Raw genomic sequence first — 20,045 nt, forward strand, 5'->3', positions numbered from 1 at the left:
AGGAGGTTCGCATGCCCCATTTCATTGCTGAATACACCGATAACATCGAACAGGCTGCCGATCTGCCGGGGCTGTTCACCAAGGTTCATGACTACCTGGGCGCCACTGGCGTGTTCCCCCTCGGGGGCATTCGCAGCCGCGGCGTGCGCCTGGACACCTGGCGCATGGCCGACGGCAAGCATGACTACGCCTTCGTCCATATGCGCCTGCAGGTGGGTGCCGGACGGGACCTGGCCACCCGGCGCCAAGTGGCCGAGGGCCTGTTCGAGATCATCAAGGCGCACTTTGCCGAGCTACAGGCCCAGCGCTTGCTGGCCCTGTCGTTCGAGATGAGCGAGCTGGATGCCGAGCTGAACTTCAAGCACAACAACGTGCACGAGTTTCTGCGCGGACAGACCTGAGCCTTGTGCCGGCCCTTTCGCCGGCAAGCCGGCTCCTACACAACGCCCATGCAACCCGTAGGAGCTGGCTTGCCAGCGAACAGGCCATCAAGCCTTGTGCCAGCCCTGAGTCCATCTTTGCCGGCAAGCCGACCCACACAAGAACAATAACGAGATCGCCCCATGTCCCATCCCGCAATCGCCGAGGCTCCCGTGGCCGAGGTCAACGACTGTTATCGCAAGATCACCTGGCGGCTGATGCCGTTGTTGTTCGTCTGCTACATCTTCGCCCACCTGGACCGCATCAATATCGGCTTCGCCAAGTTGCAGATGACCCAGGATCTGGGCTTCAGCGACAGCGTCTACGGTCTCGGCGCCGGGCTGTTCTTCGTGGCCTACGCGCTGTTCGGGGTGCCCAGCAATCTGGCCCTGGACCGGGTCGGGCCACGGCGCTGGATCGCCTTCCTGATGCTGGTCTGGGGCCTGCTGTCCAGTGCCCTGATGCTGGTGGACAGTGCCTGGGGTTTCTATGCCCTGCGCTTTCTGCTGGGGGTCGCCGAGGCGGGTTTCTTCCCCGGCATCCTGGTGCTGCTCAACCGCTGGTTCCCCGCCCGTCGCCGCGGTCAGGTAACCGCGCTGTTCGCCATCGCCGTGCCCATGGCCGGAGTGATTGGCGGGCCCTTGTCGGGGTGGATTCTGGAGAGCTTCCACGACTTCGGCGGCCTGCGCGGCTGGCAATGGATGTTCCTGATCGAAGGCTTGCCCGTGGTATTGCTCGGGCTGGTGGTGCTCAAGGCGCTGCCGGAAAGCATCGAGCAGGTGGACTGGCTGACCCCGGCGCAGAAAACCCAGCTGTTGCAGGCGCTGCAACAGGAAGAACAGCGCAAGTCCATCACCCGCTTCAGCGACATCCTCACGGACCGCCATGTCTGGTTGCTGGTGTGCATCTATTTCGCGGTGATGCTGGCAGTGAACACCATCGCCTTCTGGATGCCGACCCTGATCCACCACGCCGGCATCGCCCGGGACAGCAACGTCGGCATGCTCAGTGCCCTGCCCTATCTGGCCGGCTGCCTGTTCATGCTCGGCGTCGGCCGCTCCTCGGACCGCCTGCGCGAACGCCGCTGGCACCTGGGGGTGCCACTGCTGATGTCCAGCCTGGGTCTGATCCTCACCGGGCTGGCCCCGGAAAACCCCTGGCTGGTGATGTTCGGCCTGTTGGTAGCGGGCATGGGCGCCAGCGCCGCGCTGCCGATGTTCTGGCAGTTGCCACCGGCCTTTCTCGCCAGCAGCACCCAGGCGGCGGGCATTGCCCTGATCAGTTCCTTCGGCAGTGTTGCCGCTTTCCTCGCGCCCTACCTGATTGGTGTGGTGCGTGACGCCACCCAAAGCGCCAGCCTCGCCCTCTATGCCCTGGCCCTGCTGATCGCCCTGGGCGCCTGGCTGGTGCTGCGGGTGCCGGCCCATATCGTCAACCCTCGGGAGAAATAAACATGCTCAACCCCTCGGATATCCAAGAGGCCGCCGCACGCCTCGATGCCGCCGAACGCAGCCGCGAACAGATCGGCCAGTTGTCCCTGCAATACCCCGACATCAGCATCGAGGATGCCTACGCCATCCAGCGCAGTTGGGTGCAACAGAAGATCCGCGACGGCCGCAAGCTGGTGGGCCACAAGATCGGCCTGACGTCCCGGGCGATGCAGGTGTCCTCCAACATCACCGAGCCGGACTTCGGCGCCCTGCTGGACGACATGCTGTTCGATGAAGGCAGCGACATTCCGTTCCAGCGCTTTATCGTGCCCCGGGTCGAAGTGGAGCTGGCGTTCATCCTCGGCAAGCCGCTCAAGGGCCCCCACTGCACCCTGTTCGATGTGCTGGACGCCACAGACTGGGTGATCCCGGCCCTGGAGATCATCGACGCCCGTATCCAGCAGGTGGACCCGCAGACCCAGGCCACCCGCAAGGTCTTCGACACCATCTCCGACAACGCCGCCAACGCCGGGGTGGTGATGGGCGGCCGCGCCGTGCGTCCAGGGGATGTGGATTTGCGCAAGGTGCCGGCGGTGCTCTACCGCAATGGCGTGATCGAGGAGTCCGGAGTCTCTGCCGCAGTACTCAACCACCCGGCCAAGGGCGTGGCCTGGCTGGCCAACAAGCTCGCGGCCTACGACGTCGGCCTGGAAGCCGGGCAGATCATTCTCGGCGGCTCCTTCACGCGCCCGGTGGCCGCCCGTCCCGGAGATGTCTTCCATGTGGACTACGATCAGTTGGGCAGCATCGCCTGCCGCTTTGTCTGAGGAGACGGCCATGGACATGCCTCTGAACCTGTTCAAACAACGCCTGCAACAGCGCGAGCCGCAGATTGGTCTGTGGCTGGGATTGGCCGACGGCTACTGCGCCGAGCTGGCGGCCAACGCCGGTTTCGACTGGCTGCTGCTGGACGGCGAACACGCGCCCAACGATCTGCGCAGCCTGCTGGCGCAGTTGCAGGCCATCGCGCCCTACGCAGCCCAGGGCATCATCCGCCCACCCATTGGCGATACCGCGCTGATCAAGCAATTGCTGGATATCGGCGCGCAGACCCTGCTGATCCCCATGGTCGAGAGCGCCGAGCAGGCACGCCAGCTGGTTCGCGCCATGCGCTATCCGCCACTGGGGGTTCGTGGCGTGGGCAGCGCCCTGGCCCGGGCGTCGCGCTGGAACAGCATCGCCGGCTACCTGGATCAGGCGGACGAACAGATGTGCCTGCTGGTGCAGATCGAGAACCTCGAAGGCCTGCGCAACCTGGATGAGATTCTCGCGGTGGACGGGGTCGACGGGGTGTTTATCGGCCCGGCGGATCTGTCGGCGGCCATGGGCCAGCGGGGTAACCCCGGGCACCCGGACGTGGTGGCCGCGATTGAAGACGCCATCGTGCGGATTCGTCGAGCGGGCAAGGCCGCAGGGATTCTCAGTGCCGATCAGCGACTGGCGCGGCGTTGCATCGAGTTGGGGGCGAATTTTGTCGCGGTGGGCGTGGATACCACCGTGCTGATGAAGGGCCTGCAGAGTCTGGCCGGTCAGTACAAGACCCTGGACACCCCCACCAGCGAAGGCGGGGTTTACTGACGGGCGATTGCCGTAGGAGCCGGCTTGCCGGCGAAGGCGTTCTCGCGGGTGGTGCAAGACTTGGGGGGCTCTTCGCTGGCAAGCCAGCTCCTACACGGGGGGCAAGGTTCGCGGGGCTTTTCCGTAGGAGCCGGCTTGCCGGCGAAGGCGTTCTCGCGGGTGGTGCAAGGCTTGGCGGACTCTTCGCTGGCAAGCCAGCTCCTACAAGGCGTTGCGGGCCAGGCGCCAGACGCGGGCGATGTCGGCGGCGCGTTCGCGCAGCAGGCGCGGGGCTTCGCGGCAGGCCTGTTCCAGGCTCATGGGGCCTGAGGCCAGGGCGAAGGCTGCATCCACGCCGTGGGCGTACATCTGCTGGTAACCCTCGCCCAGGGTGCCGGCAATGACGATCACCGGAACGCCCTGCTCCCGGGCAATGCGTGCTACGCCAAAGGGGGTCTTGCCGCGCAGGGTCTGGGCGTCGAAGCGGCCCTCGCCGGTAATCACCAGATCGGCACCGCGCATGGCCTGTTCCAGGCCCACCAGTTCCGCCACCACTTCCACCCCCGGGCGAAATTGCGCGCCGAGGAACGCCTTGGCGGCAAACCCCAGGCCACCAGCCGCGCCGCTGCCGGGTTCGTCACGCACGTCCTTGGGCAACACCTCGGCGCACAGGTCGGCGAAGTGCCCCAGGGCCCGGTCCAGCGCTTGTACCTGTTGCGGCGTGGCACCTTTCTGCGGGCCGAAGATCGCCGAGGCACCGTGATCGCCACACAGCGGGTTGTTGACGTCGGCGGCGATCTCAAAACGCACCCGGGCCAGACGCGGGTCCATGCCATCGGGCTCAATGCCGGCCAGATCAGCCAGGGCCAGACCACCACGGGGCAGTACCTGGCCCTGGCGATCCAGCAGTTTGAGGCCCAGGGCTTGCAGGGCACCGGCACCGCCATCGTTGGTGGCGCTGCCGCCGATGGCCAGGATGATGCGTTGGGCACCGGCATCCAGTGCTGCCCGGATCAATTCACCGGTACCGAAGGTACTGCTGTTGCAGGCATCACGCTGGTCCAGCGCAAGCAACTGCAGGCCGCTGGCCTCGGCCATTTCGATGATTGCCGTGTGGCTCTGGGGCAGCCAGCCCCAGCGGGCTTCGACCGTCGCCCCCAGCGGCCCCTGGACCCGATGGCTGCGCAATTGCCCGTCACCAGCGGCAAGAATCGACTCCACCGTGCCTTCGCCACCGTCAGCCATCGGGCATTGCTGCAACTGGGCCTCGGGCCAGACCTCGGCCAGACCCAGGGCAATGGCCCGGGCCACGCCTTCGGCACTCAGGCTGTCCTTGAACGAGTCGGGGGCGATGATGATCTTCATGGGCTATCTCCGGTTCTTGTGCCGCCATGCTGCCACTTGGCGCAGGCGCTGGCCCCGGTCCGTTGCACAAGTCCGAGGGCGCTTTATTGTTCATTGCCACAAGGGTGGCAGATTGGCTGCATGGCGCTGTTGATTGCAAGGGCGTGAAGGGCTCGGCTCGGGCATGACGATGATGTAGCGGCTGCCGCAGGCTGCGAACGCTCCGGGCGGCATACCGTCGAAGCAGACGTCGGTGTTCTCGGCGACGCTACGGGTTTGACTGGAGCCGGTCAGGCAAGACCCGGCAGGCTTTTTAGCAGCCTCGCCAAGGCTCGGCAGCGGCTACCGGCCTTGGCAATCGAGGAACTCAGGACGATTCGACATGGCGGGGCAGCAATTGCACCCCCAGGTACAGGGCCAGCATGCCATCCAGGCGCAAGGGATCGACGCCGCTGAGTTCGGCAATCCGCTCCATGCGGTAGCGCAGGCTGTTGCGGTGGATGCCCAGGGCGTCGGCACAGGCCTGGCTCTGGCCGTCGTGGTCGCACCAGCTGCGCAAGGTGGCCAGCAACTGGCCGTTGCTGTCCCTGGCCAATACTTTGCGCAACGGCGCCAGCAGCTCGTCCAGGGCGTCGTCGTTGCGGTGGCGCCAGAGCATCACCGGCAAGCGGTAGCGGTTGAGGGTCAGCAGGCGCGAGTCCGGCAGGATGTCGCGGCCGTAGGCCAGCAGGTCGCCGACCCGACGATAGCAGCGGCGCAATCCGGCCAGGCCATCGGCCTGCCCACCCACGGCGACCCGCAGGATGTTCCAGCCCTGGCCGTCGAGTTTTTCCAGCAGCCGCGGGTTGTCCAGGCTGAGGTTCGCCGGACGACACCAGAGTAGGGAAGTCTTTGACGAACTGACGCACCAGCTGTCCGGGTAACGGCTCATCAGCCAGGTGCTGAGGCTCTCGACGCCCTGCCCCGCGGGCTGCTCCAGCGCCAGTTCGAACAGGTAAGGCGTGCGCGCCAGTTGCGGCTTGAGGCCCATCTGCCGGGCTTCGTCCACCAGCCGCGGCGAGTCGCCGCTGTCGCTCAACAGCAGGGCCAGCAGATCGTCACAACGCTGGCGCCGCCATTGCTGCTCGGCCTGTTGGTGGCGCTGGCTCACCAGCATCTCGGCGGTCATGCGTACCAGTTCGGCGTAGGTGCGCAGCAACGCCGGATCGCCAGTGATGCCCAGCACGCCGATCAGCCGCTGGTCGTGCAGCAACGGCAGGTTGATCCCCGGCTGCACCCCCTTGAGCTGGCGCGCGGTAGCGGTGTCGATCTCCACCACGCGGCCGTTGGCCAGCACCAGTTGCGCGCCTTCGTGGCGGGTGTTGATCCGCTCCGGCTCGCCGCTGCCAAGGATCAGGCCCTGGCTGTCCATGACATTGACGTTGTAGGGCAGGATGGCCATCGTGCGGTCGACGATGTCCTGCGCCAGGTCATGATCGAGTTCGAACATAGAGGGAAGGTCCTTGGACATTGTTCAGTGGCACAGGGTCGGCAGCCAATCGCTGTGCGCAGGCACAAAGACAGCGATCTCGGTGTGACCGAGACTCTCAGGGCGGTCAACGTTACCCTTGCACCGCAAAAAATCATAATAAAGAGAGACACAGCATGTCACAGAGCGCCGCTGCCCCACTGGCCCAGGCTGACGACAAGAACGCCGTCTACAAGCGCATCACCCTGCGCCTGATCCCCTTCATCTTCGTTTGCTATCTGTTCAACTACCTCGACCGGGTCAACGTTGGCTTCGCCAAGTTGCAGATGCTCGATGCCCTGAAATTCAGTGAAACGGTCTACGGCCTGGGCGCCGGGATCTTCTTTATCGGCTACGTGCTGTGCGGCGTGCCGAGCAACCTGGCGCTGAACCGGTTCGGCCCACGGCGCTGGATCGCGCTGATGATGATCACCTGGGGCACCCTGTCCACCTGCCTGCTGTTCGTCACCACGCCGACCCAGTTCTATACCTTGCGCCTGTTCACCGGGGCCGCCGAAGCCGGCTTCTTCCCCGGGGTGGTGCTGTACCTCTCGCAGTGGTTCCCGACCTTCCGCCGGGGCCGGATCATGGCCCTGTTCATGTCGGCGATCCCGGTCTCGGGCCTGTTGGGCAGCCCGTTTTCCGGCTGGATCCTCAATCACTTCGCTGCCGGCCAAGGCGGTCTCGCCGGCTGGCAGTGGATGTTCCTGTTGCAGGGCATTCCCACGGTGGTGCTGGGCGCCCTGGCGTTCTTCCTGCTCAGCGACAGCTTCGCCCACGCCAAGTGGCTGACGCCGGCTGAACGCGCAGTGCTGGAAGCCGACCAGGCCACGGACGCCGCCAACCAGCCGAAAACCGCCAGCGATTCCCTGACGGCCGTGTTCAAGAATCCGGCGATCTGGGCCTTCGGCCTGATCTACTTCTGCATCCAGAGCGGGGTCTACGCGATCAACTTCTGGCTGCCGTCGATCATCAAGAACCTGGGCTTTGCCGACAATCTGGTGATCGGCTGGCTGAGCGCGATTCCCTACCTGCTGGCGGCGGTGTTCATGCTGCTGGTGGGGCGCTCGGCGGACCTGCGCAAGGAACGCCGCTGGCACCTTGTGGTGCCAATGCTGATGGGCGCCGTGGGGCTGCTGATCGCGGTGAACTTCGCCACCACCCCGGCCCTGGCCATCCTTGGCCTGACCCTTGCCACCATGGGCGCCCTCACCGGCCTGCCGATGTTCTGGCCGGTGCCCACCGCCCTGCTCAGTGCCGGAGCGGCGGCCGGTGGCCTGGCGCTGATCAACTCCATGGGCCAGATGGCCGGCTTCCTCAGCCCCTACCTGGTCGGTTGGGTCAAGGACAGCACCGGCTCCACCGATGCCGCGCTGTACCTGCTGGCCGGGGTGATTGTCGGCGGTAGCCTGCTGGCGCTGCGCATGACCCGCACCCTGAACCGCTAAGCCCCGGCACTACACAGCCCCGGCAACGACAAAAGCCCGTTCGAGCCTCTGCTCCAACGGGCTTTTTCACGCCTGGCCTCAGGCCGGTGCGCCACCTTGTCGGGCGTAGTCGTGGCTGATGCTCAACTCCCCCGCCGCCGGGGCATCCAGCTCCAGCACCAGGCCGCCGGGCAAGCGGACGAAGATCTGCCAGATGCCGTCTTCCGGCACCTGCGCCACTTGATGCTCCAGGCCACTGGCTTGCACCCGCCGCAATACGGCTGCGGCCGCCTCCTGGGTGCTGAAGGCGATGTGGCTCAGTTGCGGCTCGGGGCAATCGGCCTGTTCGATGACGTGGACCAGCGCCTGCCGGTCCTGATACAGCCAGCGTCCGGGAAAGGGAAACGGTGGACGCCGTCCCGCTTGCAGGCCCAACAGATCGGCGAATGCCTGCTGCAACGCCTCGCCCTGGGCACAGTTGAACGCCAGGTGATCGAAGCGCCAGCTCATAGCAGGCCACCGCCATCGACGTCGATCAGGCTGCCACTGATAAAACCGTTCTCCATGGCCAGGATAAAGGCCGCGGCGATGTCATCCGGCTGGCCGACACGGCCTACCGGCAGGCTGGCGGCGGTGCGCGCAAACATCGCCTGACGCGCCTCCTCGGACATTCCGGCATAGGCTTCGGTGGCGGTGACCCCAGGGCTGATGACATTCACCCGGCGTGGCGCCAGCTCCTTGGCCAGGTGCTTGCCCAGGGCTTCGAGGGCGGCATTGAGGGTGGTCTTGAGCACTTGCCCGGGGACCATTTTGCGCGACAGCAGACCCGAGGTCAGACTGATGCTGCCCTGGGGCGCGAGCGTCGGCAGCGCCGCCTGGACCGCACGCCACACGCCCCAGAACTTCACCTCGAAAGCCCGCTGGGCATCCAGCAGATCGGTGTCGGCCAGGGGCTTGGCGGCGATGGCCGGACCGGCACTGATCACCAGATGGTCAAAGGCGCCCATGGCGCTGAACAGGTCACGGAGGCTGGCGGCGTCGGTGATGTCCACGGCGAGGCTGCGAGCCGAGGGCGGCAACTGCGCCTGCTGCCGTTGCAGGGCTTCGAGGCTGCGCCCGGCCAGCACCACCCGTGCCCCTCGTGCGGCCGCCTGACGGGCCACGGCAGCACCGATGCCGCTACCGGCGCCAATCACCACCACGGTCTTGTGCTGCAAGCTTGCGTTGGAAAAATTCATTGCGATCACCTGGGTCATGTAAAGGTGATTGCATCTTCACAGCTTGCCAATCGAGGAAAAATCCCGCTAAAACGCAAAGATCTTTAAAGGATTTTTACTAATGAGCTCGATCCTCGACCTGGAAATCTTCATGCGCACCGCCGATTCCGGGAGCATTTCCGCCGCCGCCCGCTCCCTGGGCCTGACGGCCGCCGCGGCCAGCATTGCCCTCAAGCGCCTGGAAACCCGTCTGGGCAGCCGCCTGCTGGCGCGCTCCACCCGCAGCATGCGCCTGACCGAAGAAGGCCGCCGCTACCTGGAAAGCGTGCGCCTGGCCCTGGCCACCCTGGAAGACGGCGAGCAGGCGCTCAAGCAGCAAAGCCAGGGCCTGGCCGGTGTGTTGCAACTGTCGGCGCCCTCGGACTTCGGACGCAACGCGCTGCTGCCCTGGCTTGACGAGTTCAAGACCGAGCACCCGCAACTGCGCCTGCAACTGCGGCTCAATGACCGCCACGCCGACCTGTTCCGCGACAGCGTGGATGTGGCCCTGCGCTTTGGCATGCCCGCGGACTCGAGCCTGGTGGCCCTGCCCATTCTCCCCGAACATCGCCGCCTGGCATGCGCCAGCCCGGCTTACCTGGCCCGTTGCGGCACCCCGCAGTCACCCGAAGACCTGTCGCACCACAGCGCCCTGCTCTACCTGCGTAACGGCCAACCCTATGACAGCTGGCGTTTCAGCCGTGGCGACGAGGCTCGCGAGGTGCCCGTGCGTGGCGACTACCTGTGCGACGACGGCGAAGTGGCCCGGCGCTGGGCCCTGGCCGGCCACGGCATTGTCTACAAGGCCCGGCTGGATGTGGCCGAGGACATTCGCGCCGGGCGTCTGGTGCCGCTGCTGACGGACTGGCAGGGGGAACTGGCGCCGTTCAACCTGCTGTGTCCCCATCGCCTGCAGGTTTCCGAGCGGGTGCGCCTGCTGCACAGCTTTGTGTTGCAGCGCTGTCGGGCGTTGTGCCCCTGACCAGCACCGGCCCGGGGCGGCTGGCCGCTGCGCGGTTCGCCGGCAAGCCGGCTCCTACGGAACCTCCTTGTAGGAGCTGGCTTGCCAGCGAAGGCGATCTCACGGGTGCCTTTGCCCGCAGGCCGGCCCCGGCGAGGAGGCGCCAATCAGGCATTGCAGAACCCGGGCGTTGTGGTATCTGATGGTCGCCCCCAATGGCCGGAAATGCCCTGGCCACCCTTCTAGCACAAGGATTTCGCCCATGAGCTATCGCATCCTCGGCCATTCCGGTCTCAAGGTTTCCAGCCTGACCCTGGGCACCATGATGTTCGGCGAGCAGACCAGCACCGAAGACTCGCTGCGCATCATCGACAAGGCCTGGGACCAGGGGATCAACTTCATCGACACCGCCGACGTCTACACCCAGGGCCGCTCCGAGGAAATCGTCGGTGAAGCCATCGCCCGCCACCGACATGAATGGGTGTTGGCGTCCAAGGTGGGGTTCGGTCCGGTGGACGGCCTGCCCAACCGCAGCGGCCTGAGCCGCAAGCACATCTTCAACGGCATCGACGCCAGCCTGACCCGCCTGGGCACAGATTACCTGGACATCTACTACCTGCACCGCGAGGACCACGACACGCCGCTGGAGGTGAGCATCTCGGCCATCGGCGACCTGTTGCGCCAGGGCAAGATCCGCTACTGGGGCCTGTCCAACTATCGGGGCTGGCGGATTGCCGAAGCGATTCGAGTCGCCGACCAGTTGGGGGTGGACCGTCCGGTGATCAGCCAGCCGCTGTACAACATCGTCAACCGCCAGGCCGAGGGCGAGCAGATTACCGCGGCCAAGGCCTATGGCCTGGGCGTGGTGCCCTACAGCCCCCTGGCCCGAGGTGTGCTCAGCGGCAAGTACGCGCCGGACGTGGCCCCGGACAGCGGCAGCCGCGCCGGACGCCAGGACAAGCGCATCCTGGAAACCGAGTGGCGGGTGGAATCCCTGCGCATCGCCCAGCAGATCCAGGAATACACCCAGGGCCGCGGGGTCGGCATCGTCGAGTTCGCCATCGCCTGGGTGCTGAACAACCAGGCAGTGAGTTCGGCCATTGTCGGCCCGCGCACCGAAGCCCAGTGGGACGCCTATACCCGGGCCCTGGAGGTGAAGATCAGCCCTGAGGACGAAGCCTTCATCGACGCCCTGGTGACCCCGGGACACGCCTCGACCCCGGGCTTCAACGATGTGAGCCATTTCGTCTCCGGTCGTTTTCCGCACCTGGGCTGAACGCTGGCGGTGGCGGCGCAAAGGCGCGCGCCACCGGCCTTGAGCTCAGCAGGCGCTGCTGCACTTTGGCCATAAACGAGAAAAAATCCCGCCGCGATGGCGCAATCAGAGCAAATATCTCGCGCCTGACCCTCTATATTCCTCCTCGCTTCTCCCCCTATTTCTATGTGTCCCGAGCGTTCGGGTATTACGAGGACAGTGTGTCTAAAGGAATTGCGTTATCGGTTCTGGCGTCGGTGCTGTTTGCCGTCATGTATTTCTACACCTCGCTGCTGACGCCCCTGACCGGGGTGGAGATTTTCGGCTGGCGGATGCTGCTGACCCTGCCCTGCATGACCCTGTTCATGATCTTGTGTGGCGAGTGGCATCGGGTCGGCGAAGTGCTGCGCCAGGTGGCGAGCAAACCGATACTGAGCCTGGCGCTGCTGCTGTCGTCGGCCCTGGTGGGGGTGCAGCTCTGGCTGTTCATGTGGGCGCCCCTCAACGGCTACAGCCTGGATGTGTCACTGGGGTATTTCCTGCTGCCACTGACCATGGTCCTGACCGGACGCATCGTGTATGGCGAGCGTCTGTCGCGCTTGCAGAAAGTCGCTACGGTGCTGGCCTGCCTCGGGGTGCTCAACGAGCTGTATCAAGTGGGCAGTTTTTCCTGGGCGACCCTGGTGGTGGCCGTGGGCTACCCGTTGTATTTCGTCCTGCGGCGGCGCCTGGGCACCGATCATCTGGGCGGCCTGTGGCTGGACATGGCGCTGTTGATTCCGGTGGCACTGTGGTTTGTACAAGGAGGCGAACAGGGATTTGCCGTGGTGGACAGCCATCCCGGTCTGTACCTGCTGATTCCTCTGCTGGGGGTGATCAGCGCCTCGGCGCTGGCGTGCTATGTCATCGCCAGTCGCTTGCTGGCCTTCAGTCTGTTCGGCCTGCTCAGCTATGTGGAGCCGGTGTTGCTGCTGTTTGTCGCGCTGCTGCTGGGGGAAAGCATCAAGGCCGGGGAATGGCTGACGTACATCCCGGTCTGGCTGGCGGTGCTGGTGCTGGTGCTCGAAGGGGTCAAGCACCTGCTGCGCCAGCGCCGCAACTGATCGACGCGCCCGCATGGACCTGGGCAGGCCAGGTTCGGGCGCCATTGGGGATCAGGGCTTGATCTGCTTCAGCTCGTTGAGCAGGGCCAGCAAGGCCTGCATCTTGTCCTCGCCAAATTGCTGCTGGATTTTCTGGTAATTGATTTCCATGTCGCCGCTCATGGACTCGAAACACGCCTGGCCCTTTTCGGTCAGGGTGATGAACAGGCGGCGCTGGTCCTCCGGGGATTTGCGGCGGCTGACGTACTCGTCACGCTCCAGGCGGGTCAGCACACCAGTCATGCTCGGCGGCAGGATGCAGGCCATCTTCGCCAACTGGTGGCTCTCCAGCTCGCCGTTCTGGCGCAGGATGCGGATGACCCGCCATTGCTGTTCGGTCAGGTCGTGCTGGTTCAGCGATGGGCGGAAAAAGGCCATGGCGGCCTCACGGGCCTGCAACAGGGTCAAGGTCAGGGACGGTCTGGGTGTTTTCATCGAGGCATCGGTCAAGGGCAGGGAAACAAAGGCGGAAACATTAACACATTCACTATCGCCAACCGACAGGCAAAATAAAGCCCGATCAGGCATGGCCTGATCGGGCTCTGTGCTCAAGCCTGCCGAGGGTTACTCGGTGGCCAGTACACCGCGACGCACCTGGTCGCGTTCGATCGATTCGAACAGTGCCTTGAAGTTGCCCTCGCCAAAACCATCGTCGCCTTTACGCTGGATGAATTCGAAGAACACCGGGCCCATCAGGGTTTCCGAGAAGATCTGCAGCAGCAGGCGCTTGTCACCGGCTTCCGAGGAGCCGTCCAGCAGGATGCCGCGGGACTGCAACTCATTGACCGGCTCGCCGTGGTTCGGCAGGCGGCCTTCGAGCATCTCGTAGTAGGTGTCCGGCGGCGCAGTCATGAAGCGCATGCCGATCTTCTTCAGCGCATCCCAGGTCTTCACCAAATCGTCGGTGAGGAAGGCCACGTGCTGGATGCCCTCGCCGTTGAACTGCATCAGGAACTCTTCGATCTGCCCGGCGCCCTTGGACGATTCCTCGTTCAGCGGGATACGGATCATGCCATCCGGAGCGGTCATGGCCTTGGAGGTCAGGCCGGTGTATTCGCCCTTGATGTCGAAGTAACGGATCTCGCGGAAGTTGAACAGCTTCTCGTAGAAGCCGGCCCAATAGGCCATGCGCCCGCGATACACGTTGTGGGTCAGGTGGTCGATGATCTTCAGGCCGGCACCCGGTGGGTTGCGGTCCACGCCTTCGAGGTAGACGAAGTCGATGTCATAGATCGAGCTGCCTTCACCGAAACGGTCGATCAGGTACAACGGCGCGCCGCCAATGCCCTTGATCGCCGGCAGGTTCAGTTCCATCGGCCCGGTTTCAATGTGGATCGGCTGGGCGCCGAGTTCCAGAGCGCGGTTGTAGGCCTTCTGCGAATCCTTGACCCGGAACGCCATGCCGCACACCGACGGGCCGTGTTCGGCCGCGAAGTAGGAAGCAACGCTGTGGGGCTCGTTGTTGAGGATCAGGTTGATCGCGCCCTGACGGTACAAATGCACGTTTTTTGAACGATGGGTCGCGACTTTGGTGAAACCCATGATCTCGAAGATCGGTTCGAGGGTGTTGGGGGTAGGCGATGCGAATTCGATGAATTCAAAGCCCATCAGGCCCATTGGGTTTTCGAAGATATCTGCCATGGTTGGCGCCTCATCATATTTTTAGAATTAACGGATCGTTAGTTGCTATCAATGCTGAGGAAAGAAGGTGGCGCGCAGGAGATGCCACGCACGCTGCGGGCGAGGAAGTCACCGTAGATCAGTTGAAACCCGAGAATCTTCATTTCGACCCTGTCTTACAGGCTGGGGGACGAGGCTTCTGCTGCCAGAAGACTTTATTATTGTATGCGTAACCGGATTCTACACAGCGTAAAAGCCTTTGTCCGCATTCTCTATAAAATCGCCTTTTTCGCCTGGCCCGCAAGGGGTTTGTTGCACTGGTAGATGCCGCCGAGAATCAACACCCCGCCCAATCCCATCACCAGGCTCAGTTGCTCTCCCAGCAACAGTGCACCCAGCAGCACTGCTGTCAGCGGGTTGAGGGCAATGAACACTCCGGAGCGGGTGGCACCGATGCGTCGCAGGCCGTCGTAGTACCAGATATAGGCCAGCGCAGAACCCAGGACGCCCAGGTACAGCAGGCTCAAGCCCTGGCTCAGGTCGAGACGGATAATGGCATGCGGGTCGAACTCGCCCCGCGCCAGGGTCGTGGCCCACAACATCAGGGTTCCCATCAGGATCGAATAGGTGACGGTCTGCAAGGGGCCAAGGTGCTGATTGAGGCCTTTGGAAAACAGCGAGTACACCCCCCAACCCAGGACGCATCCGAGAATCAACAGGTCGCCATACCAGCCCCCTGCCCCGGCAGCCAGGGCCGAAGGATCGCGACTGCAAATCACCAGGGCGGCACCGCTCAGGCACAACAGGATGCCCAGCAACTTGCGCCGGCTCAGGCGCTCCTTGAACAGTGCCCAGGACGCCAGGGCAATCACCGCCGGATTCAGCGCCACGATCAAGGATGCCCGCGATGCGTTGACCTGTTGCAGGCCGAGGAAGAAGCACAGGTTGTAGAAGAAGATGCCGAAGAACCCCAGGAGCGCCAGTTGGCCGAGCTGCTTGAGGCTGGGTCGGACCAGGGGAATGCGCGCCACCGCCAGAAAGCAAAGCAGGGCCAGGCTGGCGAGCAAGAAGCGCAGGCTGGCAGCCAGCAAGGGAGAAAGCCCCCCGGCCAGGTAACGCCCGGCGACGAAGGTGCCGCCCCAGATCATGGTCACTGCCGCCAGTCTGCAATAGACCGCCAGGTCCCCGTGATCGGCCGCCAGGGGGCCGCTAATACCGCTTTCATTCATGATCATGCTGCTCTGTGGCCGTGGATTTGTGCTGCGAGGCCATTCTTTGTCTAATAGCGCATCATCGTAAAATGAGCTTTTACTCATGACCTTGACCCAATTGGAGATCTTCTCCCGGGTGGCCGAGCTTGCAGGCTTCACCAGCGCCGCCACGCGCCTGGGCATCACTCAGTCGGCCGTGTCCCACGCCATCAAGTCTCTGGAACAGGAACTGGGGGTCGAGTTGTTCCGCCGCCATCAGGCTCAGGTCGAGCTCACCGATATCGGTGGCCAACTGTTGCTGCGGGCCCGGGCTATGCTGGGGTTGGCAGCAACCTTGGAGCAGGAAGCCGCCGATGCGCGGGGCATGAAGCGCGGTACCTTGCGTATCGGCTCCTTTGGCCCCACGTCCTCCATGCGCCTGCTGCCATCCATCCTCGAGGAGTACCGACGCGAGCATCCGGGAATCGAGGTGCATGTCGACGAGGGACCGGATCGCCAGGTGCTGCAATGGCTGGAGGAGCGACGGGTCGACGTGGGATTCGTGGTGTTGCCCGAGGAGCGTTTCGATACTTTCGCGCTGATCGAGGACCAGTTGGTCGCGCTGATTCCCGCAGGCCACGCCCTGGCCCGGGAGCAACAGATCCGCCTTGAACAACTGTGTCACGATCCCTTCGTGCTGACCGAAGCCGGCTCGGCCGAGCTGGTGACGCGCTTGTTCATCGGCGCCGGCCTGAGCCCCAACATCCGCTACCGCAGCTCGCAATTGCTCAGCACCCTGGAAACCGTGGCTCGCGGTGACGCCTTGAGCATTCTGGCCGAGCTGTCCTTGCCCCCGACTGCGGACGCCCGTTATGAGCGCAAACCCCTGTCGCCGGCAGTACGACGCCAGGTGGGAGTCGCCGTGCTCGACCGGCGCCAGGCATCGCCGGCAACACTGGCCTTTATCCAGCATGCGCAACGCCTGTATCGTCATCCAAAGCCGTCTATCCTGCGATGATCGAGACAGCGTCAGGAAGCTGCCACCCCCGTTGCGGCAGCCTGACGCTGGCACACCCCTCCCCCTCCACAGGTTCGATCCATGCCCCTGACCGCCAAAGGTCCGCTAAAGCGCTCTACCCGCACACTCTGGACAATGCTGGCGATTCTGCTCCCCATCGCACTGGGGGCCGTCATTCTCTACGCCCAGGCCGAACGAGCGCTGGTGCGCAGCAGCCTGGAAACCGCCGAGGAAGCCATTCGCCAGTTCGACCTGATGCTGGACAACACCGACATCGCTGCCAGGGCGCTGCTGCCCCAGGCAGGCCTGGAGTGCGACGAGGTGCGGCAACTGGCCCTGCGGGACCAGGTGACTCGCCGGCCATTCGTGCGCTCGACCAACCTGGTGTGGCGCAACAGCAACTATTGCAGTTCATTGCTGGGCAGCTACCCGGTGCCACTCGAGCCCCGGGATTACGTTGACGGCCGGCTCTGGCTCATGGGCGGCAATCCCATCACCCCCAACACCGCGCTGCTGGTCTACCGCTGGAGTGAGGGCGAGCGGTCGGCCCTGGCGACTATCGACGGTTATCACCTGACCAACGCCCTGCGCCTGATCAGCCGCTTCGCCCATTTGCAGCTGCAGGTGGGCGAGCATTGGCTGTCCAGTGACGGCAGGGTCCACGACGGCGCGCCGCCCCTGGCAGCGGTGGCCAGCCAGCAACTGAGTTCATCGCGCTACCCCTACAGCGTCAGTGCCGGGTTTCCCGAAGGGGACATCTGGAAATACATGAAAAGCCAATACCCGGCATTGTTCAGCCTGCTGGTGTTTCTCGGTGCCGCCACCGGTGTCCTGGCCCACTGGCTGCAGAAGCGCTCCGCCTCTCCCAGCCATGAATTGCGCCGGGCACTGGAAGCCCGGGAATTCATTCCATACTTTCAGCCGGTGGTGCGCGGCGACACGCTGCAATGGGCCGGCATTGAAGTGCTGATGCGCTGGCAACATCCGAAAGAGGGGCTGGTGCGTCCGGACCTGTTCATCCCCTTCGCCGAACACTCGGGGCTGATCGTGCCCATGACCCGCTCGCTGATGCAGCAGACGATGCAGGTACTGGCCAGATACGCCGCAGACTTCACCGACGGTTTTCATATCGGTATCAACATCACGGCCAGTCACTGTCATGACCTGCAGTTGCTGGAGGACTGCCGGGAGTTTCTCGCCGCCTTCCCTCCCGGCAAAGTGATCCTGGTCCTGGAGTTGACCGAACGCGAGCTGATCGAGCCCACGGCCACCACCCTGCAGCTGTTTGCCGCCTTGCACGAGCTTGGGGTAATGATCGCCATCGACGACTTCGGCACCGGGCACTCCAGCCTGGGTTATCTGCGTCAGTTCAATGTCGATTACTTGAAGATCGATCAGAGCTTCGTCGCCATGATCGGTGCCGACGCACTGTCGCTGCATATACTCGACAGCATTATCCAACTCTCGGCCAAACTCGATCTGGGCATAGTCGCCGAAGGTATTGAAACTGCCGAACAGCGGGATTACCTAGCGGCTCAAGGGGTGGATTTCCTGCAGGGTTATTTATTTGGACGCCCCATGTCCAGTGCCGAATTTGTTACAGCCCTGGCGCGCCACTAAATAGCCATACCAGAACATTAAGTGCTCGACAGCGGTAACTCGATACACGCATCAATTTCATTCAACCGGCAAATACAGGCTTGAACAAGAACAACCTGATTTACTCGCGCGCCATTAACTACTACAATTTTTCCCGCCTGTACAAGATTCACAGGTAGGCCACTTAATCGAGCCTTAACCGGCTTATGGCTTATAGCTTTGTTTGTGGTTTGTATCAGCCAAAATAGACTATTGGAGTGAAGATATTGTCCAGACTTGCTGAATTTCGTGCTGCAGAAAAAGCACTTCAAGAACAGCTCGCGCAGCTTGAATCCCTGAAGAATGACGCCGGACTCAAAAAGGAAATCGAGTTCGAAGAGAAACTCCAGGCCCTGATGAAATCCTACGACAAGAGTTTGCGTGACATCATCGCAATCCTTGATCCCAACCTCGGCAAAGGTGGCCTGCCACAGGCCAACGCCCCTAAGCAGCGCCGCGCACGCGTGGTGAAGGTCTATCAGAACCCGCACACCGGTGAACTGATTGAAACCAAGGGTGGCAATCATCGCGGCCTGAAAGCTTGGAAAGAACAGTACGGTGCTGCCACTGTGGATTCCTGGCTGCGCGCTTGAACAAAGCCGCAACCTGAAAAAGGCCCTGCATATGCAGGGCCTTTTACATTGATAAGAATATTCTTATCACGACTTGAATCTAAGGGAAGATCCAGCCTGATTGATGGCCATGAGCCATTGCGCGATAGCGCCATGCAATAACGCCCACCCCGAATCAACTACTCGCTTAATGCCTTTTCGATAACGAACTCGTTACACGCGAAAAGCGAACCGACTATTTCAGATTTTTCCTTAAAGTTTGAGGCCATTTCGTACAGCCAGTATTTGCTCCTGACTCTCGGCATAAGCCGCCGCCTGGCCGGCGTATGAAAGTACATAAGCCTTATCCCCATCCAGCGCCGCCACCAGTGTTTGCGACAACACATGTCGCCCATTCTGGGTAATGGTACAAGTGGTCTCCAGAGCGTCGAGACGACTCAACTGCGCAGTATGAATCTTGTTACAGACACTCTGATATCCGCCTCGGGCAAAGTCTTTCTGCACCGACTTGCGCATCTCCAGCAATACCCCCTGAAGATTGACTACATGCCCGCTTTCCACCTGGGTCATGGTCAGTTCCATGACCAGTTGCGGATTGCCCGCAGCATCGTTCTTCACCGCCCTCTGCCGGGAAACCTGAGCAGCCTGATCCGCCTCCTGGACGGGCACTGGCTCCACGGTCCAGCCCTCGGGCCAGGCAACCTCCGGTTGCGCCTGGACAACACCCGCAAACATCAGCAGCAACAGGGCCGCAGCCCGGGTTCTAAACGACTCGATCATGGATTGGCGCACTAAAGGAACGGGCCTTGAAGTCTGAGCCTGGCGCCAGGAATGGGCAAGAGATCAGGAGCTTTGGGTTTGGCGCCATCCTGTCCAGTTGCGTATCATTGCCCGATTCCAAGAATGTCCGAACCATTGCCAGCCAAGGACTTCCCCGCCCTCGCGGGCAGCCTTCACCGCACTTTCTTCTGGAGGGCCCATGAGCCTCAACGAACTCAACACTTTCCCTGGCGTGACTGCCCAACCGGACGCCGCCACTGCCCGCTTCGTATTCAACCACACCATGCTGCGGGTCAAGGACATCACTCGCTCCCTGGACTTCTATACCCGGGTCCTGGGCTTTTCCCTGGTGGAAAAACGCGATTTCCCCGAAGCCGAATTCAGCCTGTACTTCCTCGCACTGGTGGACAAGTCGCAGCTTCCGGCCGACGCCGCGGCCCGTACCGAATGGATGAAGTCGATCCCCGGAATTCTCGAACTGACCCACAACCACGGCACCGAAAACGACCCGGATTTCGCCTACCACAACGGCAACACCGACCCGCGCGGCTTCGGCCATATCTGCATCTCGGTGCCGGACATTGTCGCCGCCTGCGAACGTTTCGAGACCCTGGGCTGCGACTTCCAGAAGCGCCTGAATGACGGCCGCATGAAAAGCCTGGCCTTCATCAAGGACCCGGACGGCTACTGGGTCGAGATCATCCAGCCGGCGCCGCTGTAACCCTGGGCAGGTGCAGAGCTGGCCTGTGTAGGAAGCTGGCTTGCCAGCGAACGCGTCCTCAAGGACAGCGCAAGGCCCAGCGACCTCTTAAGCGACAAGCCGCACCTACCAGCACAGCAATAAAAAACCCCATGAGCCAGGCTCATG

The 20,045-nt window shown here is 63.2% G+C and carries 20 protein-coding genes; 12 read left to right on the forward strand and 8 right to left on the reverse strand.

Features of this window, described 5'->3' with window-relative positions:
* Positions 1-11 precede the first annotated feature (11 nt).
* The 4 genes from BLX41_RS14625 to hpaI all read left to right on the forward strand — a co-directional run bounded on the left by BLX41_RS14625 (position 12) and on the right by hpaI (position 3,488).
* On the forward strand, positions 12-401 hold the full coding sequence (locus BLX41_RS14625) for a tautomerase family protein (RefSeq protein ID WP_123725473.1): 390 nt from the start codon (positions 12-14) through the stop codon (positions 399-401).
* A gap of 162 nt (positions 402-563) precedes the next feature.
* Entirely contained in the window at positions 564-1,871 is a 1,308-nt protein-coding gene (locus tag BLX41_RS14630) for an MFS transporter (RefSeq protein WP_123725474.1), read from the forward strand.
* Positions 1,872-1,873: 2 nt separating this feature from the next.
* A complete protein-coding gene (gene hpaH, locus BLX41_RS14635; protein WP_123725475.1) occupies positions 1,874-2,677 on the forward strand; it encodes a 2-oxo-hept-4-ene-1,7-dioate hydratase in 804 nt (267 codons plus the stop codon).
* 10 nt (positions 2,678-2,687) lie between these two features.
* On the forward strand, positions 2,688-3,488 hold the full coding sequence (hpaI, locus tag BLX41_RS14640; RefSeq protein ID WP_123725476.1) for a 4-hydroxy-2-oxoheptanedioate aldolase: 801 nt from the start codon (positions 2,688-2,690) through the stop codon (positions 3,486-3,488).
* 201 nt (positions 3,489-3,689) lie between these two features.
* On the opposite strand, the gene BLX41_RS14645 is transcribed toward hpaI, so the two are convergent.
* Positions 3,690-4,832: a glycerate kinase gene (locus tag BLX41_RS14645; RefSeq protein ID WP_123725477.1), complete on the reverse strand. Its 1,143-nt coding sequence runs from the start codon at positions 4,830-4,832 to the stop codon at positions 3,690-3,692.
* Positions 4,833-5,178: 346 nt separating this feature from the next.
* Positions 5,179-6,300, reverse strand: a complete 1,122-nt coding sequence (locus BLX41_RS14650) for a sugar diacid recognition domain-containing protein (RefSeq protein ID WP_123725478.1) — start codon at positions 6,298-6,300, stop codon at positions 5,179-5,181.
* 155 nt (positions 6,301-6,455) lie between these two features.
* Here BLX41_RS14650 and BLX41_RS14655 point away from each other — a divergent pair, with 155 nt between their 5' ends.
* Positions 6,456-7,766, forward strand: coding sequence for an MFS transporter (locus BLX41_RS14655; protein WP_123725479.1), 1,311 nt, complete (start codon positions 6,456-6,458; stop codon positions 7,764-7,766).
* A gap of 78 nt (positions 7,767-7,844) precedes the next feature.
* Here the strand turns inward: BLX41_RS14655 and BLX41_RS14660 are convergent, their stop codons facing one another.
* A complete protein-coding gene (locus BLX41_RS14660) occupies positions 7,845-8,255 on the reverse strand; it encodes a VOC family protein (protein ID WP_123725480.1) in 411 nt (136 codons plus the stop codon).
* Entirely contained in the window at positions 8,252-8,983 is a 732-nt protein-coding gene (locus tag BLX41_RS14665; protein WP_123725578.1) for an SDR family oxidoreductase, read from the reverse strand. The genes BLX41_RS14660 and BLX41_RS14665 overlap by 4 nt, the downstream gene beginning before the upstream one ends.
* Before the next feature lie 100 nt (positions 8,984-9,083).
* On the opposite strand from BLX41_RS14665, the gene BLX41_RS14670 reads away from it, so the two are divergent.
* The 3 genes from BLX41_RS14670 to rarD all read left to right on the forward strand — a co-directional run bounded on the left by BLX41_RS14670 (position 9,084) and on the right by rarD (position 12,320).
* On the forward strand, positions 9,084-9,983 hold the full coding sequence (locus BLX41_RS14670; RefSeq protein WP_123725481.1) for a LysR family transcriptional regulator: 900 nt from the start codon (positions 9,084-9,086) through the stop codon (positions 9,981-9,983).
* Between the two features lie 241 nt (positions 9,984-10,224).
* Positions 10,225-11,238: an aldo/keto reductase gene (locus tag BLX41_RS14675; protein WP_123725482.1), complete on the forward strand. Its 1,014-nt coding sequence runs from the start codon at positions 10,225-10,227 to the stop codon at positions 11,236-11,238.
* A 200-nt stretch (positions 11,239-11,438) separates the two neighbouring features.
* The gene (gene rarD / locus BLX41_RS14680) at positions 11,439-12,320 is read left to right on the forward strand and encodes an EamA family transporter RarD (RefSeq protein WP_123725483.1); all 882 of its coding nucleotides are present in this window, start codon (positions 11,439-11,441) and stop codon (positions 12,318-12,320) included.
* A 51-nt stretch (positions 12,321-12,371) separates the two neighbouring features.
* Here the strand turns inward: rarD and hpaR are convergent, their stop codons facing one another.
* The 3 genes from hpaR to BLX41_RS14695 form a co-directional block, all read right to left on the reverse strand.
* Positions 12,372-12,794 (reverse strand): homoprotocatechuate degradation operon regulator HpaR, encoded by a 423-nt coding sequence (hpaR, locus tag BLX41_RS14685; RefSeq protein WP_123725484.1) that lies wholly within the window; start codon positions 12,792-12,794, stop codon positions 12,372-12,374.
* A gap of 129 nt (positions 12,795-12,923) precedes the next feature.
* Complete coding sequence (gene hppD / locus BLX41_RS14690) at positions 12,924-14,000, reverse strand: 4-hydroxyphenylpyruvate dioxygenase (RefSeq protein ID WP_123725485.1); 1,077 nt, start codon at positions 13,998-14,000, stop codon at positions 12,924-12,926.
* A gap of 251 nt (positions 14,001-14,251) precedes the next feature.
* On the reverse strand, positions 14,252-15,208 hold the full coding sequence (locus tag BLX41_RS14695; RefSeq protein WP_123725579.1) for a DMT family transporter: 957 nt from the start codon (positions 15,206-15,208) through the stop codon (positions 14,252-14,254).
* Between the two features lie 85 nt (positions 15,209-15,293).
* On the opposite strand from BLX41_RS14695, the gene BLX41_RS14700 reads away from it, so the two are divergent.
* The 3 genes from BLX41_RS14700 to BLX41_RS14710 all read left to right on the forward strand — a co-directional run bounded on the left by BLX41_RS14700 (position 15,294) and on the right by BLX41_RS14710 (position 18,418).
* Entirely contained in the window at positions 15,294-16,187 is an 894-nt protein-coding gene (locus tag BLX41_RS14700; RefSeq protein WP_123725486.1) for a LysR family transcriptional regulator, read from the forward strand.
* 81 nt (positions 16,188-16,268) lie between these two features.
* On the forward strand, positions 16,269-17,807 hold the full coding sequence (locus BLX41_RS14705) for an EAL domain-containing protein (RefSeq protein WP_123725487.1): 1,539 nt from the start codon (positions 16,269-16,271) through the stop codon (positions 17,805-17,807).
* A gap of 245 nt (positions 17,808-18,052) precedes the next feature.
* Positions 18,053-18,418: a histone-like nucleoid-structuring protein, MvaT/MvaU family gene (locus tag BLX41_RS14710; protein ID WP_123725488.1), complete on the forward strand. Its 366-nt coding sequence runs from the start codon at positions 18,053-18,055 to the stop codon at positions 18,416-18,418.
* Between the two features lie 231 nt (positions 18,419-18,649).
* Here BLX41_RS14710 and BLX41_RS14715 read toward each other — a convergent pair whose 3' ends face one another.
* Complete coding sequence (locus BLX41_RS14715; protein ID WP_404942774.1) at positions 18,650-19,132, reverse strand: DUF4946 domain-containing protein; 483 nt, start codon at positions 19,130-19,132, stop codon at positions 18,650-18,652.
* A 244-nt stretch (positions 19,133-19,376) separates the two neighbouring features.
* Between BLX41_RS14715 and gloA the strand changes: the two genes are divergently transcribed.
* The gene (gloA, locus tag BLX41_RS14720) at positions 19,377-19,898 is read left to right on the forward strand and encodes a lactoylglutathione lyase (RefSeq protein WP_123725490.1); all 522 of its coding nucleotides are present in this window, start codon (positions 19,377-19,379) and stop codon (positions 19,896-19,898) included.
* Positions 19,899-20,045: the final 147 nt, after the last annotated feature.

Source organism: Pseudomonas protegens, assembly GCF_003732485.1.
GTDB lineage: Bacteria > Pseudomonadota > Gammaproteobacteria > Pseudomonadales > Pseudomonadaceae > Aquipseudomonas > Aquipseudomonas protegens_B.

Excerpts from the sequence above, each read along its gene's own strand:
- BLX41_RS14670 (WP_123725481.1), top strand. The coding sequence starts at position 9,084 with ATGAGCTCGATCCTCGACCTGGAAATCTTCATGCGCACCGCCGATTCC.
- BLX41_RS14630 (WP_123725474.1), top strand. The coding sequence starts at position 564 with ATGTCCCATCCCGCAATCGCCGAGGCTCCCGTGGCCGAGGTCAACGAC.
- BLX41_RS14655 (WP_123725479.1), top strand. The coding sequence starts at position 6,456 with ATGTCACAGAGCGCCGCTGCCCCACTGGCCCAGGCTGACGACAAGAAC.
- BLX41_RS14675 (WP_123725482.1), top strand. The coding sequence starts at position 10,225 with ATGAGCTATCGCATCCTCGGCCATTCCGGTCTCAAGGTTTCCAGCCTG.
- gloA (WP_123725490.1), top strand. The coding sequence starts at position 19,377 with ATGAGCCTCAACGAACTCAACACTTTCCCTGGCGTGACTGCCCAACCG.
- hppD (WP_123725485.1), bottom strand. The coding sequence starts at position 14,000 with ATGGCAGATATCTTCGAAAACCCAATGGGCCTGATGGGCTTTGAATTC.
- hpaI (WP_123725476.1), top strand. The coding sequence starts at position 2,688 with ATGGACATGCCTCTGAACCTGTTCAAACAACGCCTGCAACAGCGCGAG.
- BLX41_RS14665 (WP_123725578.1), bottom strand. The coding sequence starts at position 8,983 with ATGAATTTTTCCAACGCAAGCTTGCAGCACAAGACCGTGGTGGTGATT.
- BLX41_RS14705 (WP_123725487.1), top strand. The coding sequence starts at position 16,269 with ATGCCCCTGACCGCCAAAGGTCCGCTAAAGCGCTCTACCCGCACACTC.
- BLX41_RS14660 (WP_123725480.1), bottom strand. The coding sequence starts at position 8,255 with ATGAGCTGGCGCTTCGATCACCTGGCGTTCAACTGTGCCCAGGGCGAG.
- BLX41_RS14695 (WP_123725579.1), bottom strand. The coding sequence starts at position 15,208 with ATGAATGAAAGCGGTATTAGCGGCCCCCTGGCGGCCGATCACGGGGAC.
- BLX41_RS14650 (WP_123725478.1), bottom strand. The coding sequence starts at position 6,300 with ATGTTCGAACTCGATCATGACCTGGCGCAGGACATCGTCGACCGCACG.
- BLX41_RS14700 (WP_123725486.1), top strand. The coding sequence starts at position 15,294 with ATGACCTTGACCCAATTGGAGATCTTCTCCCGGGTGGCCGAGCTTGCA.
- BLX41_RS14715 (WP_404942774.1), bottom strand. The coding sequence starts at position 19,132 with ATGTTTGCGGGTGTTGTCCAGGCGCAACCGGAGGTTGCCTGGCCCGAG.
- hpaH (WP_123725475.1), top strand. The coding sequence starts at position 1,874 with ATGCTCAACCCCTCGGATATCCAAGAGGCCGCCGCACGCCTCGATGCC.
- BLX41_RS14645 (WP_123725477.1), bottom strand. The coding sequence starts at position 4,832 with ATGAAGATCATCATCGCCCCCGACTCGTTCAAGGACAGCCTGAGTGCC.
- hpaR (WP_123725484.1), bottom strand. The coding sequence starts at position 12,794 with ATGAAAACACCCAGACCGTCCCTGACCTTGACCCTGTTGCAGGCCCGT.
- BLX41_RS14625 (WP_123725473.1), top strand. The coding sequence starts at position 12 with ATGCCCCATTTCATTGCTGAATACACCGATAACATCGAACAGGCTGCC.